The organism is Pseudomonas sp. Z2-11 (assembly GCF_054161305.1).
On record NZ_CP096395.1, the window covers coordinates 5,505,066 to 5,521,444 of the forward strand.

The 16,379-nt window shown below is 57.7% G+C and carries 14 protein-coding genes; 4 read left to right on the plus strand and 10 right to left on the minus strand.

Annotated features, from left to right (window positions below; all coding sequences use genetic code 11):
* The first annotated feature begins 66 nt into the window (after nt 1–66).
* Nucleotides 67–624: a cysteine hydrolase family protein gene (locus M1E16_RS24480; protein WP_458128602.1), complete on the plus strand. Its 558-nt coding sequence runs from the start codon at nt 67–69 to the stop codon at nt 622–624.
* A gap of 213 nt (nt 625–837) precedes the next feature.
* Entirely contained in the window at nt 838–1,332 is a 495-nt protein-coding gene (locus tag M1E16_RS24485) for a hypothetical protein (RefSeq protein ID WP_458128603.1), read from the plus strand.
* 49 nt (nt 1,333–1,381) lie between these two features.
* Here the strand turns inward: M1E16_RS24485 and M1E16_RS24490 are convergent, their stop codons facing one another.
* Nucleotides 1,382–3,769, minus strand: coding sequence for a glycoside hydrolase family 31 protein (locus tag M1E16_RS24490; protein WP_434698987.1), 2,388 nt, complete (start codon nt 3,767–3,769; stop codon nt 1,382–1,384).
* Nucleotides 3,766–5,082, minus strand: coding sequence for an MFS transporter (locus M1E16_RS24495; protein ID WP_434601986.1), 1,317 nt, complete (start codon nt 5,080–5,082; stop codon nt 3,766–3,768). Before M1E16_RS24495 ends, M1E16_RS24490 begins: the two co-directional genes overlap by 4 nt.
* A 212-nt stretch (nt 5,083–5,294) precedes the next feature.
* Between M1E16_RS24495 and M1E16_RS24500 the strand changes: the two genes are divergently transcribed.
* Nucleotides 5,295–6,362: a LacI family DNA-binding transcriptional regulator gene (locus M1E16_RS24500; RefSeq protein ID WP_434655269.1), complete on the plus strand. Its 1,068-nt coding sequence runs from the start codon at nt 5,295–5,297 to the stop codon at nt 6,360–6,362.
* A gap of 171 nt (nt 6,363–6,533) precedes the next feature.
* On the opposite strand, the gene M1E16_RS24505 is transcribed toward M1E16_RS24500, so the two are convergent.
* Both M1E16_RS24505 and M1E16_RS24510 read right to left on the minus strand, forming a co-directional pair.
* On the minus strand, nt 6,534–7,049 hold the full coding sequence (locus tag M1E16_RS24505; protein ID WP_024778338.1) for a single-stranded DNA-binding protein: 516 nt from the start codon (nt 7,047–7,049) through the stop codon (nt 6,534–6,536).
* A 9-nt stretch (nt 7,050–7,058) separates the two neighbouring features.
* A complete protein-coding gene (locus M1E16_RS24510) occupies nt 7,059–8,456 on the minus strand; it encodes an MFS transporter (protein WP_305498449.1) in 1,398 nt (465 codons plus the stop codon).
* Nucleotides 8,457–8,624: 168 nt separating this feature from the next.
* Here M1E16_RS24510 and uvrA point away from each other — a divergent pair, with 168 nt between their 5' ends.
* Nucleotides 8,625–11,459 (plus strand): excinuclease ABC subunit UvrA, encoded by a 2,835-nt coding sequence (gene uvrA, locus M1E16_RS24515; protein WP_458128604.1) that lies wholly within the window; start codon nt 8,625–8,627, stop codon nt 11,457–11,459.
* Between the two features lie 116 nt (nt 11,460–11,575).
* Here uvrA and bfr read toward each other — a convergent pair whose 3' ends face one another.
* From bfr to rpsK, 6 genes are all read right to left on the minus strand, one after another.
* The gene (gene bfr, locus M1E16_RS24520) at nt 11,576–12,040 is read right to left on the minus strand and encodes a bacterioferritin (RefSeq protein ID WP_024778335.1); all 465 of its coding nucleotides are present in this window, start codon (nt 12,038–12,040) and stop codon (nt 11,576–11,578) included.
* A gap of 158 nt (nt 12,041–12,198) precedes the next feature.
* Nucleotides 12,199–13,647 (minus strand): catalase, encoded by a 1,449-nt coding sequence (locus M1E16_RS24525; RefSeq protein ID WP_458128605.1) that lies wholly within the window; start codon nt 13,645–13,647, stop codon nt 12,199–12,201.
* A gap of 224 nt (nt 13,648–13,871) precedes the next feature.
* Nucleotides 13,872–14,258 (minus strand): 50S ribosomal protein L17, encoded by a 387-nt coding sequence (gene rplQ / locus M1E16_RS24530; protein ID WP_003176402.1) that lies wholly within the window; start codon nt 14,256–14,258, stop codon nt 13,872–13,874.
* Nucleotides 14,259–14,300: 42 nt separating this feature from the next.
* A complete protein-coding gene (locus M1E16_RS24535) occupies nt 14,301–15,302 on the minus strand; it encodes a DNA-directed RNA polymerase subunit alpha (RefSeq protein WP_003176403.1) in 1,002 nt (333 codons plus the stop codon).
* A 22-nt stretch (nt 15,303–15,324) separates the two neighbouring features.
* On the minus strand, nt 15,325–15,945 hold the full coding sequence (gene rpsD / locus M1E16_RS24540) for a 30S ribosomal protein S4 (protein WP_003176404.1): 621 nt from the start codon (nt 15,943–15,945) through the stop codon (nt 15,325–15,327).
* Nucleotides 15,946–15,963: 18 nt separating this feature from the next.
* Nucleotides 15,964–16,353: a 30S ribosomal protein S11 gene (gene rpsK, locus M1E16_RS24545; protein WP_002555466.1), complete on the minus strand. Its 390-nt coding sequence runs from the start codon at nt 16,351–16,353 to the stop codon at nt 15,964–15,966.
* Nucleotides 16,354–16,379: the final 26 nt, after the last annotated feature.

Genomic DNA, 16,379 nt, shown 5'->3' on the forward strand with positions numbered 1-16,379 from the left:
CCAATTCCCGCATCACCGTTCAGGACCAATACTGACTTTCCCCCTGTTGATAACCGAGGAAGTACCATGTCCAAGCAAGCGCTCATCGTAGTTGATATCCAGAACGACTACTTCCCCGAAGGCAAATGGCCTTTGGTCGGCGCCGAAGCCGCTGCCGACAATGCCGTCAGATTGATCGAGGCGTTTCGCCAGGCCGGAAACCAGGTGGTGCACATCCGTCACGAATTCACCTCCGACGAAGCGCCATTTTTTACGCCCGGCTCTGAAGGTGCGCAGTTGCATCCCAAGGTACTCAACCGCGCCGATGAACCGGTCGTGCTCAAGCACTTCGTCAATTCGTTTCGCGAAACCGAACTGCAAGCGATCCTCGAACAGCACGGCATCGAACGGTTGGTCGTGGTCGGCAGCATGAGCCACATGTGCATCGACGGCATTACCCGCGCTGCCGCTGACATGGGCTATGAGGTCACGGTGGTGCATGATGCCTGTGCCAGCCGCTACCTGGAATTCAACGGCCTCGTCGTCCCTGCGGCCCATGTCCACGCTGCGTTCATGTCGGCGCTGGGGTTTGCCTATGCGAATGTGGTGAGTACCGAGCAATTCCTGAGCGGCGGCCAGGCCTAGGCGTAGCCAAAAACAGCAAGCGGAAATGACTAGGCGTGTGTGGGCGGTTACGACGAGAATGGCCGGATATCTTTCCGAAGAGCCAGCCGCATGAAACGCAGACGCCCGCCGCGCCTGGTCGAATCGCCCTTCCCGACCGCTACATCAGCGCCACGGCACCCGCCCACGTGGGATTGCGCAAGCGACGTATCCAGGCCGGGATTCCTCGGAACCATGATCTACGTCGCGGCAATCTTGCTGGCCCTGCCTGCCTACTGGCTGGCAGTGTTCACCCTGATGTTGTTCAAGGTCGAAGGCCTGTCGCCGATTCACCAGCAGATCATTATGGAACCGCTGATTATCGCGCTCATGTTCATCAGTGCGTTCGCGGCCGTCTGTACGATCAACTGGCTCGTCTCCGGGCCCAAGGTGCTTGGCTTCTGTTTTGACGAACGCCAGCAACGCCTCACCTTCACCCAGCGCCGTCCTGCCCGGGAAACCACCGAGAAATGCGTGCCCTATAGCGACATCCATTACATCAAGCCCTACACCTTGAGCACTTTCGCCAATGTGAACCACTTTGATGTCGGCTACACCGGAGCCGATGGCAAGCCGATTTCGCTTCGGTTTCGGGTGGACATCACGGTGGCGGAAATGGAGTTCCATGCCACATGGTTGACGCAGTCGATTGGGGAGAGGATGCAGGAGTTATTGAATCTGGACTTGTGAGCCGGTGGACTTGCCCTCCTGGACCGGGAGGGCAAGACCTGCCAGCGAATCAATGAAGTTGTCCATGCTCCGGAATATCCGCCAACTTCAAAGCGCACCCACTACGGCCATTGATTCTCAAGGCTCGCGCATCCGTAATCTTCAAGGACACCTCAAGCTGCTCCCACGCCGGACAAAAGTCCCCTGTTTTAGCGATCGTCAAATCAATGAAGTCCAGGCCATATTCAAGGGTCCATTTGATGACAACGCAGTTGCCGTTTTTCCAGTCATGACTGATGCCGTCATCTTCAAACAGCACGCCGCTGGAGGCACCTGAAGGCGCAGGAAAAATCACCAGCTCGCGACGCCGATCAAGAGAGGGATCGTTAAGCTTGTGGCATTCACCGATCGGTATCGCAGCGCCCCCTCGCACCAACAAGGGCAAACGTTCCAAAGGCGCATCCAGAACAACGGATTGACCGCCTTCGTACCAGTCACCGGTATGCCAGTCGCACCATCCCGTCGCATTCAGGGGTAACCACACCTCGCGCTCGCGGGCGCCTTCCTCTACCACGCTGGCGACGAGGACATCTCGGCCAAGAAGGAACTCGTCGTTTTCCTCGAACGTTTCAAGGTCATGCTCGTGGTCAAGAAACGTAGGTCGCAAGATGGGCTCATCTTCGTTACTGGCTTGCCACAGCAAGGTATAGAAGTAAGGCATCAATCTGTATCGGAGCCCGATGGCGTCACGGACCGCATCGGTGACCGTTGGGTGCATCCATGGCTCATTGACGGTGCCATCGTCGTTCCAGGAGTGAATGGTGAAGCGCGGATGCATCACGCCATTCTGGACCCAACGGACAAACAACTCCGGATCCGGCTTGTTACCCGAGAACCCACCTACATCGTGCCCGACGTTGTACAACCCCGACAGGCTCATGCCCAGGCCCATGCGGGTGTTGTAGCGGAGGGTTTTCCAGTTGGTTCGGTTATCACCGCTCCAAGTCTGAACGTAGCGCTGCATGCCGGCGCAACCTGAGCGTGAGATGAGATAGGGCCGTTCCGATGGCGAAAACCGCTGTTGTGCCTCTAAAGACGCTCTCATCATCAGCAATGCCATGACAGGCCGGATATGTTTGATTGCTATTTCGCGCCCGAAGCCGTGGCAGCGTGCCTCACCGTCCCACACCTCGAACTCATTGTTATCGTTCCACGTGCATTCAATACCCAGCTCCAACAGCTGTGTTGTGACATTCGACTGCCACCAGCTGACAGCGTCCGGGTTGGTGAAGTCCAGATGAGAGCCCTCATCGTCCCAGAAGACAGAGCGCTCTGGCATGTCGTGTTCAGAGTCGCCGATGAACATCTTTCGCCTGGCTACCTCGGCGTAGCGCGGATGGTCCTGCAAGAGACAAGGCTTGATGTTGGCAACCAGCCTGACGCCGGCATCACGGTAGGCCTGGGCAAGCGCCTTGGGGTCTGGGACCTTTTCACGGTTCCAGTTGAAAACATAACGTTTTTCGCCAATGGACGTGTACCCGGATGACAGTTGAAAAGAGTCACAAGGGATATCGTGCCGACGGCACAGATCAAGAAAATCCAGCAATTGTTCCTGGGCATTTTCGGCATCGGTGTAGTGCATCGTCGAGCCGCTGTAGCCCAGGCTCCATTTAGGCAGAAACAGAGTGCGTCCGGTCAGACGAACAAAAGCCTTCGTCACATCCAGTATGCGCGGGCCTGCAAGTACCCAGTAATCGAGGTCACCGGCATCCGCTTTGTACCGACGGTAGGGCCGGTGATAATTATCCAGCTCGTTCCCCAGATCAAAGAGGCTGGTGTTCAGGTTGTCATAGAACATCCCGAAGCTGGCGTGCTCCTGGTGCGTGATGACAAAGGGGATATGTTTGTACAGCGGGTCAGTGCTCGCAGCGTCATATCCCATTGCATCCAGGTTACGCATTTCAAAGCGTTTGCCGGCGCGATTCAAATCGCCGGTCTTTTCGCCGAGCCCGTAATAGCGATGTTCCGGCGCGCGAAGCTGGTAATGCTCCAGGCCTTCACCATGAGCATCAAGCGAATAGGCACCGGTGGGCCGATCCGAAACCAACGGCCTCCAGTCCTGGCCATCGTGGTATTCCCATTGCAACCACAGCGGACGATTTACCGTGATGCGGAGTTTTCTGGTCGTGAGTACCAACCGGTCCTGAAATTCTTCGACCCGGTACGCGGGCAAAGAAAAATCCGCCAACGACTCGCGGGCCCGGCCCTCCCAGGCGACATCCTCCCGGGGCGCGATGCTCCAGGTCCGATCCAGTGCCAACGCGCCTGCACGCATGAGCAGGACACGCGCCAAACCGTCTTCGAGGATATGAATCCTGAAGAGATGTCGGCCCTCGACCAGAAGCTCGATGTAGCCTTTTTCCTGGGCCTGTAATTCCCAGACTTTAAGTGACTTCATTGGGCACGCACCGCTTCAGGTTTGGACGCTCTGTCGGCGATAAACAAAATCATGAAAAACGCACCTATAAAATCAAAGAGCCCCATCGCAATGAACAATGGGTTGAATCCTATCTTGTCCACGCTGACACCGATGATCAGCGAAAAAATGAAGCTGGCAATCCAGGCACATGAGCCTCGCATTCCGTTCACAGTCGCCAGCTCATCCCGATCAAACGTTTCGACGACCAGTGCACTTAACATGCAGGAGATAATCTGGTGGCCAAAACCGCCGACTGAAATAAGCGCAATCGCTACATAGGGGTCTTCCACCTGGGTCATCACGGCTAACGAAAACATCAGGAACGCGCCAGTGATTGAACTGGCGACAATCGAGTTCACACGGGTGCATTTGAAAAATCGATGGTAAGCGCGTGACAGGTAACCGCTGGCGACACTGCCCAGATCCGCCGCCAGAAACGGAACCCAGGCAAACAGTACGATTTGCTTGAGGTCCATTCCTCTTTCGTTGGCCAGATACAGCGGCACCCAGAAACTCATGACTGCCCATGCCGGCTCTGCCATGAAGGCGGGAAGCGCGATACCGTAAAATCGCTTGTCCCGACCAATCTTTTTCAACGCTTTGAAAAAAGGCATTTGCTGGCCGATTTTTTCGCCGTCTTGTTGGATATGCTTCAACTCATCGGGCGATAAGCGCGGATGAATAGTGGGAGCGTGGTAGAGCCATCCCCAGACGGCGGCCCATATCAGGCCGATCCCGCCGGAAATCAGGAATGCGCCCTGCCAGCCCAGGCTTACATGAGCCAGATAGATGATGGGAGGGGCGAGCATCGCCCCCAGAGAAAAACCAACCCCCGCCCATCCCGCAGCGATAGGGCGTTCTTTTTTGGGAAACCAGTCCCCTATCGCCTTGGCATTGGCGGGTGTAGCCGCTGCCTCCGAAGCGCCCATGAAAAAACGCAGAATCGCCAGATGTACCCAACTCGCTGCCCCGGCATGAAGAAGGCACATCACTGACCATACGACAGCGCATATGACGAAGCCGAGCTTGAGCCCGATCGCATCGATCAGCCAGCCGCAGACGGGTTGGAAAACTGTGTAGGCAAGTTGAAACGAGGCGACGACCCACGAGTACTGTTCCGTCGACATGCTGAACGTGGTTTTCAGTTCCGGCGCCAAGATACCCAGTGAATTGCGGGTTATATAGTTGACGGTGACGCCGAGCAAAAACAGGGAAAGCATCCACCATCGCAGATGCGGGATGAATTTTAGCTTGGCCGAAAGTCGAGCATTGCGTTCGATATCGATAGTCATCAATTCTTCGCCTGTCGCCGTATTTTCCGGCGTTTTGTTTTTATTTGAGGCTTGAACGCTATGGCAACTGCTCATGATCCGTACAGAAGCAGGCGTGTATAGATTTACATCCACCGCCGACGCAACTCGACAGAAACCCAAGCACGCTAGGATTGATGGCCCTTTTCTGCTATGAAAGCTTTTACATAAATTGTCTCAATGGATAAGCCACGGTGGGAAAGTTACGCATTGCTGAAATTGCGGCACAGACGGGCCTGTCCATCGCGACGGTGTCGCGGGTGCTTGCTGGCAAATCCAACACCCGCCCCGCCACGAGAGAAAAAGTGCTGGCGGCGGCTCGTCAGCAGGGCGTGATGGAAGGCCTCGCCAATGGTCGCTTCCTGCTCAACGGGCTTACCATCTTCGCGCCCTCGCGGGCCTTCAACGTACGCTCGGATATCTTCTACTACAAAGTTATCCAGGGCATCACACAGGCGGTCGCGCAACATGATGTTCGAGTTCGCTACTGCGAGCTTGAAGAGGTTGATAGCGACGCATTGCTGTTTTTACAGAAGATGAATCAGAAGGACACCGGTGCGGCGATCCTGATTGGTATTGATGATCCGCACATACACCAACTCGCGGCGGACCTCAGCAAGCCGACGGTACTGATCAACTGCATTGATCGCAGCATGCGCTTGCCCTCGATATCGCCCGACCACTTCTTGATCGGTCATTATTCGATAAATTATCTGTTTCAGATGGGGCACCGAAATGTACTGACCCTCCAGTGTCTCAGGCGGTACACGATGGATCTGCGGATACGTGGAATTCGTGATGCATGGAAGGAGCAAAATCTCGAATTCATCGAAACAAAACACCTGATGGTTGCCGAGGGTTTCGGCAGTGCTGAATCTGAAGCGCGGGTAGCGGCCTTCCTGGAAAACTGCGCACCCGACGACCGACCGACTGCCATCCTGGCCGGGGGCGACTTCATGGCAGCCGGCGCGGTTAAAGCGCTGCAGAATGCCGGCTTGAGGGTTCCTCAGGATGTTTCAGTGATGAGCATGGACGGGTTCAACCTGGCGGACATCAACGATATACCGCTCACCACGCTTCACGTGCCCCGCGATGAACTGGGCGCGGAAGCGATAAGGGTCTTGAGACAGCAGCTTTTCGAACCGCGATCGCCTTGTGGCAATCTTCTTCTCGGTGGACACCTGATAACCGGCAGTTCGGTGCGGCGCATCAAGCACAGCGCCAAGCAAACGCCGGTCTATCAAAAGATTATTTATGACTGATCCATTCGCGGCATAACCCGTCAATCCGTGCTCATCTCACTTGATTGATCCTTGGGACACCTTGGCTTACGCAAAGCGAAAAAAACCCTCCAGGCTTTGCAGCGAAGAGGGCTTTATCGAGCTTTCAGGTTTCATTCGATGAGGAGACTCATCGAATGAAACCACTGCGGATCAGAACGGAATATCGTCATCAAAGCTGTCGAAATCCGGAGCCGGTTGCGGTGCGGCCTGTTGCGGAGCTGGGCGCTCGCGCTGTGGCTGTGGCGCCGATTGCGGACGAGGGGCTTGCTGGCGTGGAGCCGACTGCTGGTAGTTGTTGCCGCCCTGCTGCTGGTCGCCTTGCGGACGGCCACCGAGCAACTGCATGGTGCCTTGCATGTCGACCACGATTTCGGTGGTGTAACGCTTGATGCCGTCTTTTTCCCACTCGCGGGTCTGCAGCTTGCCTTCGATGTAGACCTGCGAACCCTTGCGCAGGTATTCGCCGGCAATCTCAGCCACTTTGCCGAACATCGACACGCGGTGCCATTCGGTCTTCTCGACCTTCTGGCCGGTCTGCTTGTCGGTCCATTGTTCGCTGGTCGCCAGGCTCAGGTTGGTCACGGCGTTGCCGTTAGGCAGGTAACGAACTTCTGGATCCTGGCCGCAAGTACCGACCAATATGACTTTGTTAACCCCACGGGCCATAACGTTCTCCTAGGCTTCGCACGCTGCCGGGGCCGGGTTGTTCACCAGGCGCTCAAGCGTCGCACGATCCAATAATTCGGTGTCCAGTTTGATATAAACGGCCGCCTCGTCGGCGACCACCACTGCATCGGTTACTCCAACGACGGCCCTGAGGCGCTCGGCCAGGCCTGCTTCGCGGATGGCTTCGGGCGACAACGGCAAGCGCAGGCTCGTCACATACGGAGGTTCGCGCATGGTAACAGCAAAAACCAGCCAAAGTGCAGCCAGCGCGGCACATCCCAGGAACACAACCGACAAACCGCCATGCTGGAACAGCCAGCCGCCGAGGATCCCGCCCAATGCCGAACCGAGGAACTGGCTGGTGGAATAAACCCCCATCGCCGTGCCCTTGCCGCCCGCCGGTGACACCTTGCTGATCAGCGACGGCAACGATGCTTCCAGCAGATTGAACGCGGTGAAGAACACCACCGTGCCAATCACCAGGGCGCGCAGGCTGTCGCCGAACTGCCAGAAGAATAGCTCAGTGAGCATGAGCGTCACGACGGCGCCGAGCAAAACTCGTTTCATTTTGCGTCGCTTCTCGCCATAGATAATGAACGGAATCATGGCGAAGAACGAAATGACCAGTGCCGTCAGATAGACCCACCAGTGCTGCTCCTTGGGCAGGCCGGCCTTTTCCACCAGCGCCAGCGGCAAGGCCACGAAGCTGGACATCAACATGGCATGCAGCACGAAGATGCCCAGGTCCAGGCGCAGCAGGTCAGGATGCTTGAGCGTCGGCACCAGCGCCTGGCGGGCCACCCCGGATTCACGGTGCTGCAACGGCCCGGTGGAGCGCGGCACGATCAACGCGACGATGAGGATGCCCACCAGTGCCATGGCACCGGTCGCCAGGAACAACCCCGACAACCCAAAGGCACGGGTCAACAACGGTCCTACAACCATGGCAACGGCGAACGACAGACCAATCGTCATGCCGATCATCGCCATGGCTTTCGTGCGATGTTGCTCGCGGGTCAGGTCCGACAGCAACGCCATGACGGCAGCGGAAATGGCGCCCGCTCCTTGTAGGATCCGTCCGGCGATCACGCCCCAGATCGAATCGGCATTCGCCGCCAGCACGCTGCCGAGGGCGAACACGATGAGCCCCAGGTAAATCACCGGGCGCCGGCCGATCCGGTCGGAAATGATCCCGAAGGGAATCTGGAAAATCGCCTGGGTCAGGCCGTAGGCGCCGATTGCGAGCCCGATGAGGGCCGGGGTCGCGCCCGCCAGGTCCATGCCATAGGTCGCCAGTACCGGCAACACCATGAACATGCCGAGCATGCGGAAGGCGAACACCAGGGCCAGACCGCCTGCCGCGCGGGTCTCGCCGCTACTCATGCGTTCGCTGTGGGGATCTTGCATGGAAAAACCTCGTGTGAACCGGCGGGGATTCTACCAGTCCCATCGATTGAGGGGGTATATGGCGACCGTTTGCCGCGCAGTCTTCATGTATGGCTTGCAATAGTGTGCATCCATCCAGTATTTGCCCGTATACTCCTACGTTTTCGACGCCCGCCGAGCGAGGCCACTTTGGACAAGATCCTGATTCGTGGGGCCCGTACCCACAACCTGAAGAACATCGACCTGACCCTGCCTCGGGACAAGCTGATCGTCATCACCGGCCTGTCCGGATCCGGCAAATCATCCCTGGCCTTCGACACCTTGTACGCCGAAGGCCAGCGCCGCTATGTCGAATCGCTGTCGGCCTACGCCCGGCAGTTCCTGTCGATGATGGAAAAACCCGACGTCGATACCATCGAAGGCCTGTCGCCAGCGATCTCCATCGAACAGAAGTCGACGTCCCATAACCCGCGGTCGACGGTCGGCACCATTACCGAGATCTACGACTACCTGCGCTTGCTGTATGCGCGAGTCGGTATCCCCCGCTGCCCTGATCACGACACCCCGTTGGAAGCCCAGACCGTCAGCCAGATGGTCGACCTGGTGCTCGCCCAGCCGGAAGGCAGCAAGCTGATGCTGCTCGCACCGGTGATTCGCGAGCGCAAGGGCGAACACTTGATGGTCTTCGAAGAATTGCGCGCCCAGGGCTTCGTACGCGCCCGGGTCAACGGCAAGCTTTGCGAGCTCGACGAGCTGCCGAAGCTGGATAAACAGAAGAAGCACTCGATCGATGTGGTGGTAGACCGCTTCAAGGTCCGCGCCGACCTGCAGCAGCGCCTGGCCGAATCCTTCGAGACCGCGCTGAAGCTGGCCGACGGCATCGCCCTGGTGGCGCCGATGGACAACGAACCCGGTGAAGAGATTATCTTCTCGGCACGCTTCGCCTGCCCGATCTGCGGCCACGCCATCAGCGAACTGGAACCCAAGCTGTTTTCCTTCAACAACCCGGCCGGCGCCTGCCCGACCTGCGACGGCCTGGGGGTCAAGCAGTTCTTCGACACCAAGCGGCTGGTCAACGGCGAGCTGACCCTGGCCGAAGGCGCGATTCGTGGCTGGGACAGGCGCAACGTCTATTACTTCCAGATGCTCGGGTCGCTGGCGGCCCATTACAAGTTCAGCCTGGACAAACCATTCAACGAGCTGCCCGCGGACCAGCAGAAATTCATCCTGCACGGCAGCGGCACGCAGAACGTCGATTTCAAATACCTGAACGACCGTGGTGATATCGTCAAGCGCTCCCACCCGTTCGAAGGCATCGTGCCCAACCTGGAACGGCGCTACCGCGAGACCGAATCGGCCAGCGTGCGCGAAGAACTCGCCAAGTTCCTCAGCACCCAGCCCTGCCCGGACTGCCGCGGCACCCGTTTGCGCCGGGAGGCGCGGCACGTGTGGGTGGGTGAGAAAACCCTGCCGGCGGTGACCAGCCTGCCGATCGGCGATGCCACTGACTATTTCGGCGGCTTGAAGCTCACCGGCCGTCGTGGCGAAATCGCCGACAAGATCCTCAAGGAGATCCGCGAACGCTTGCAGTTCCTAGTGAACGTCGGCCTGGACTACCTGACTCTCGACCGCAGCGCGGATACCCTGTCCGGCGGTGAGGCCCAGCGTATCCGTCTGGCCAGCCAGATCGGTGCCGGGCTCGTGGGTGTCATGTACATCCTCGACGAACCGTCCATTGGCTTGCACCAGCGGGACAACGACCGGTTGCTCGGCACGCTGAAACACCTGCGCGACATCGGCAATACGGTGATCGTGGTCGAACACGATGAAGACGCGATTCGCCTCGCCGATTACGTCGTGGATATCGGCCCGGGCGCGGGGGTGCACGGCGGACACATCGTCGCCCAGGGCACCGCCGCCGAAGTCATGGCGCACCCCGACTCGCTGACCGGCAAATACCTGTCGGGCCGGGTGAAGATCAAGGTGCCGGCCAAGCGTACCCCACGCAATAAAAAGCTGTCGTTGACCCTCAAGGGCGCACGCGGCAACAACCTGCGCAACGTCGATCTGGAAATCCCGATCGGCCTGCTGACCTGCGTTACCGGTGTTTCCGGCTCCGGCAAGTCGACGCTGATCAACAACACGCTGTTTCCCCTCAGTGCCACCGCGCTGAACGGTGCCACCACCCTGGAAGCCGCCGCGCACGACAGCATCAAGGGCCTGGAGCATCTGGATAAAGTTGTCGACATCGACCAGAGCCCGATCGGCCGGACGCCGCGCTCCAACCCGGCGACCTATACCGGGTTGTTCACGCCAATCCGCGAACTGTTCGCCGGCGTACCGGAATCACGCTCGCGGGGCTACGGCCCGGGCCGCTTCTCGTTCAACGTCAAGGGCGGGCGCTGCGAGGCCTGCCAGGGCGATGGTCTGATCAAGGTGGAGATGCATTTCCTGCCCGACATCTATGTGCCGTGCGATGTGTGCAAGAGCAAGCGCTATAACCGTGAAACGCTGGAGATCAAGTACAAGGGCAAGAACATCCACGAAACCCTCGAAATGACAATCGAGGAGGCCCGAGCGTTCTTCGACGCAGTACCGGCATTGGCGCGCAAGCTCCAGACATTGATGGATGTAGGGCTTTCGTACATCAAGCTCGGGCAGTCGGCGACGACCTTGTCCGGCGGCGAGGCGCAGCGGGTCAAGCTGTCCCGTGAATTGTCCAAGCGCGATACCGGCAAGACCCTGTATATCCTCGACGAGCCGACCACAGGCCTGCACTTCGCCGATATCCAGCAATTGCTCGATGTATTGCATCGCCTTCGCGACCACGGCAACACCGTTGTGGTCATCGAGCACAACCTGGATGTGATCAAGACGGCTGACTGGCTGGTAGACCTCGGGCCGGAAGGCGGCTCCAAGGGCGGCCAGATCATCGCCGTAGGTACGCCGGAGCAAGTGGCGGAAATGAAGCAGTCTCACACCGGCTATTACCTCAAGCCGTTGCTGGAGCGTGACCGGGACTGAAACACCGGCCATGAAAAAGCCCCTGTCATCTCCTCGATGCAGGGGCTTTTTTTGATCGTTCCCACGCTCCGCGTGGGAATGCATCTTGGGACGCTCTGCGTTCCATTCCGCAGCAATCAGAACTGCGATTGCAGGTAATTCTCCAGCCCGATCAACTTGATCAGACCCAACTGCTTTTCAAGCCAGTAAGTGTGGTCTTCTTCAGTATCGTTGAGCTGCACCCGCAGGATCTCGCGAGTGACGTAGTCGTTGTGCTGTTCGCACAGCTCGATGCCTTTGCACAGCGCCGCGCGGACTTTGTATTCCAGACGCAGGTCGGCGGCGAGCATGTCAGGTACGGTAGTACCGATGTCAAGGTCGTCCGGGCGCATGCGTGGCGTGCCTTCGAGCATCAGGATGCGGCGCATCAACGCATCGGCGTGCTGCGCTTCTTCTTCCATCTCATGGTTGATACGTTCGTAGAGCTCGGTAAAACCCCAATCCTCGTACATCCGCGAGTGGATGAAATATTGATCACGGGCTGCCAGTTCGCCTGTCAGCAACGTGTTGAGGTAATCGATTACGTCTGGGTGACCTTGCATCGCCCTACATCTCCACAAGCTTTGAAAGGCCCTAGTTTGAACCAAGCTGACTGCAAGGTCACTCGCCTATCGCAATAAAAGTGAAGAAAATCCGAGAAAAGCAGGGTAAATAACGCAAAAACCGCCCAAATGAGGGCGGTTCTGCTTCTCGTTTAGACTTAGTTAAGCTGTACGCCCAAGGCTTTTGCGATACCTTCTCCATAAGCAGCGTCTGCCTTGAAGAAATGCTGCAGCTGGCGATCGACAACATCCGCCGAGACCCCCGCCATCGCACCGGCGATATTGCTGATCAACAGCGCTTTCTGCTCATCGTTCATCAAGCGGAACAGCGCACCGGCATGGCTGTAGTAGTCGGTATCTTCGCGATGATCATACCGATCCGCCGCACCGCTGAGGGCCAGCGCCGGCTCCGCATAACGCGGCGCCTGCTTCGGCGCCTCCACGAAGCTGTTGGGTTCATAGTTCGGAGCTGCGCCGCCATTGCTGCCGAACGCCATGGCGCCGTCGCGCTGGTAGGTATTGACCGGGCTGCGCGGCGCGTTCACCGGCAACTGCTGATGGTTGGTACCTACGCGGTAGCGGTGTGCATCGGCATAGGCAAACACACGACCCTGCAGCATGCGATCAGGCGAGAGACCCACACCCGGCACCATGTTGCTAGGCCCGAATGCCGCTTGCTCCACTTCGGCGAAGTAGTTCAGCGGGTTGCGGTTGAGCTCCAGCTCGCCGACTTCGATCAGCGGAAACTCTTTCTGCGACCAGGTCTTGGTCACATCGAACGGGTTTTCGTAATGGGCCGCGGCCTGTGCCTCGGTCATGATCTGGATGCAGACACTCCATTTCGGGAAGTCACCACGCTCGATCGCGTTGAACAGGTCGCGCTGGGCATAATCCGGATCGGTGCCCGCCAGGCGTGCAGCTTCGGCCGGCGCGAGGTTCTTGATGCCTTGCTTGGTCTTGTAGTGCCATTTCACCCAGTGACGCTCATCCAGGGCATTGATCAGGCTGTAGGTGTGGCTGCCGAAACCGTGCATGTGACGGTAGCCGTCAGGAATACCGCGGTCAGAGAACAGAATGGTGACCTGATGCAACGCTTCGGGCGAGTGCGACCAGAAGTCCCACATCATCTGGGCACTTTTGAGGTTGCTTTGTGGCAGGCGCTTCTGGGTGTGAATGAAGTCTGGAAACTTCAGTGGGTCGCGGATGAAAAACACCGGTGTGTTGTTGCCGACGATGTCCCAGTTACCTTCTTCGGTGTAGAACTTCAGGGCGAAACCGCGTGGATCGCGCTCGGTATCGGCGGAGCCGCGCTCGCCACCCACGGTAGAGAAGCGCAGGAAAGTCGGCGTCTGCTTGCCGACCGACTCGAACAACTTGGCGCTGGTGTATTGAGTGATGTCGCGAGTTACGGTGAAGGTGCCGTAGGCGCCCGAGCCCTTGGCGTGCACACGACGCTCTGGAATGTTTTCGCGATTGAAATGAGCAAGCTTCTCGATCAGGTGGAAATCGTCGAGCAGCAGCGGGCCACGTGGGCCGGCGGAGCGAGAGTTCTGGTTATCGGCGACAGGAGCGCCACTGGCGGTCGTAAGCGTTTTGGTCTGGCTCATGCTCAAATCTTCCTAGGTCGGTTCGGACTGCCGGCTAATCGGCTGGTGAGGAGTATTGATCATGTTAGTGACAGTATCCAAATTCATTAAATCATGGGCTTCGATAGTCATTATCTAATAAGCAAGATTGCCAATAGCCAGGCCAGGCGAAACGGCTAAAGCACTTTTCTATCGAGCACAAAAAACCGGGCACTAGGCCCGGTTCTTCGTTGCAGACTGTCGTCTTACTCGGCGCTTACAGCTTCGCCGGCAGTAGCACGATCAACCAACTCGACGTACGCCATAGGCGCGTTGTCGCCAGCGCGGAAACCGCACTTGAGGATGCGCAGGTAGCCACCCTCACGGGTAGCGTAACGCTTGCCCAGGTCGTTGAAGAGCTTACCAACGATAGCTTTCGAACGAGTACGGTCGAAAGCCAGACGGCGGTTAGCCAGGCTGTCTGTCTTGGCCAGAGTGATCAGCGGCTCGGCAACGCGGCGCAGTTCTTTGGCTTTCGGCAGTGTAGTTTTGATCAGCTCGTGCTCGAACAGCGACACCGCCATGTTTTGGAACATGGCCTTGCGGTGCGAGCTGGTGCGGCTCAGGTGACGACCACTTTTACGATGACGCATGGTTCATTCCTTACCAAACACAACGTTCGGTGATTACGACGATCAGGCAGTCGCCTTGTCGTCCTTCTTAAGACTTGCAGGCGGCCAGTTGTCGAGGCGCATGCCGAGGGACAGACCGCGGGAGGCCAGAACGTCCTTGATTTCAGTCAAGGATTTCTTGCCAAGGTTCGGAGTCTTCAACAGCTCTACTTCGGTACGCTGAATCAGGTCACCGATGTAGTAGATGTTTTCCGCCTTAAGGCAGTTAGCCGAACGTACAGTCAGTTCCAGATCGTCAACCGGGCGAAGCAGGATCGGATCGATCTCGTCTTCCTGCTCGATAACCACTGGCTCACTGTCACCCTTGAGGTCGACGAACGCAGCCAACTGCTGTTGCAGGATGGTTGCAGCGCGGCGGATAGCCTCTTCAGGATCCAGGGTACCGTTGGTTTCCAGATCAATAACCAGCTTGTCCAGGTTGGTACGCTGTTCGACACGGGCGTTTTCCACCACGTATGCGATACGGCGAACCGGGCTGAACGAAGAATCAAGCTGCAAGCGACCGATGCTGCGGCTTTCGTCTTCATCGCTCTGACGCGAGTCTGCCGGTTCATAACCACGACCACGAGCTACGGTGAGCTTCATGTTCAGGGCGCCGTTAGACGCCAGGTTAGCGATTACGTGATCGGGGTTAACGATCTCGACATCATGATCCAGCTGAATATCGGCAGCGGTAACCACCCCCGAACCCTTCTTCGACAAGGTCAGCGTAACTTCGTCACGACCGTGCAGCTTGATAGCCAGACCTTTAAGGTTCAACAGGATTTCAATTACGTCTTCCTGTACACCTTCGATGGCGCTGTACTCGTGGAGCACACCGTCAATCTCGGCCTCGACTACTGCACAGCCGGGCATTGAGGACAACAGGATGCGGCGCAGCGCGTTGCCCAGGGTGTGGCCGAAACCACGCTCGAGAGGCTCGAGTGTGATCTTGGCGCGGGTTGGACTGACAACCTGCACATCAATATGGCGGGGTGTCAGGAACTCATTTACCGAAATCTGCATGGATGCACCTATTTTCTAGCCCTTACTTGGAGTAGAGCTCGACAATCAGGCTTTCGTTGATGTCGGCGGACAGATCACTGCGAGCAGGAACGTTCTTGAAAACGCCCGACTTCTTCTCAGTGTCTACTTCTACCCATTCTACGCGGCCACGTTGGGCACACAGATCGAGAGCTTGGACAATGCGAAGTTGGTTTTTTGCTTTCTCGCGAACAGCAACCACGTCACCAGCACGAACCTGGTAGGACGGAACGTTCACGGTCTGGCCGTTAACGCTGATCGACTTGTGCGATACCAGCTGACGGGATTCGGCACGAGTAGAACCGAAACCCATACGGTATACAACGTTGTCCAGACGGCATTCGAGCAGCTGCAACAGGTTTTCGCCGGTTGCGCCTTTCTTGCCAGCAGCTTCTTTGTAGTAGCCGCTGAATTGACGCTCGAGAACGCCGTAGATACGACGGACCTTCTGCTTTTCACGCAGTTGGGTGCCGTAATCGGACTGGCGACCGCGGCGTTGGCCGTGGATACCAGGTGCTGCTTCAATGTTGCACTTCGATTCGATCGCGCGCACGCCGCTCTTCAGGAAGAGATCGGTGCCTTCGCGACGAGCGAGTTTGCATTTTGGACCAATGTAACGAGCCATTCTTTACAATCTCCTGGATTACACGCGGCGCTTCTTCGGCGGACGGCACCCGTTGTGCGGGATTGGCGTCACGTCGGTGATGCTGGCGATCTTGTAGCCACAGCCGTTCAAAGCGCGGACTGCGGATTCACGACCTGGACCTGGACCTTTGACGTTGACGTCGAGGTTTTTCAGGCCGTATTCCAGCGCAGCTTGACCAGCACGCTCAGCAGCTACTTGAGCAGCGAACGGGGTGGACTTGCGGGAACCGCGGAAACCCGAACCACCGGAGGTAGCCCAGGAAAGAGCGTTACCTTGACGGTCGGTAATGGTCACGATGGTGTTGTTAAAAGATGCATGGATGTGGGCGATGCCATCAACCACTGTCTTTTTAACTTTTTTACGAGGACGAGCAGCAGGTTTTGCCATGATTAAATTCCTGTCGATTCGCTGGG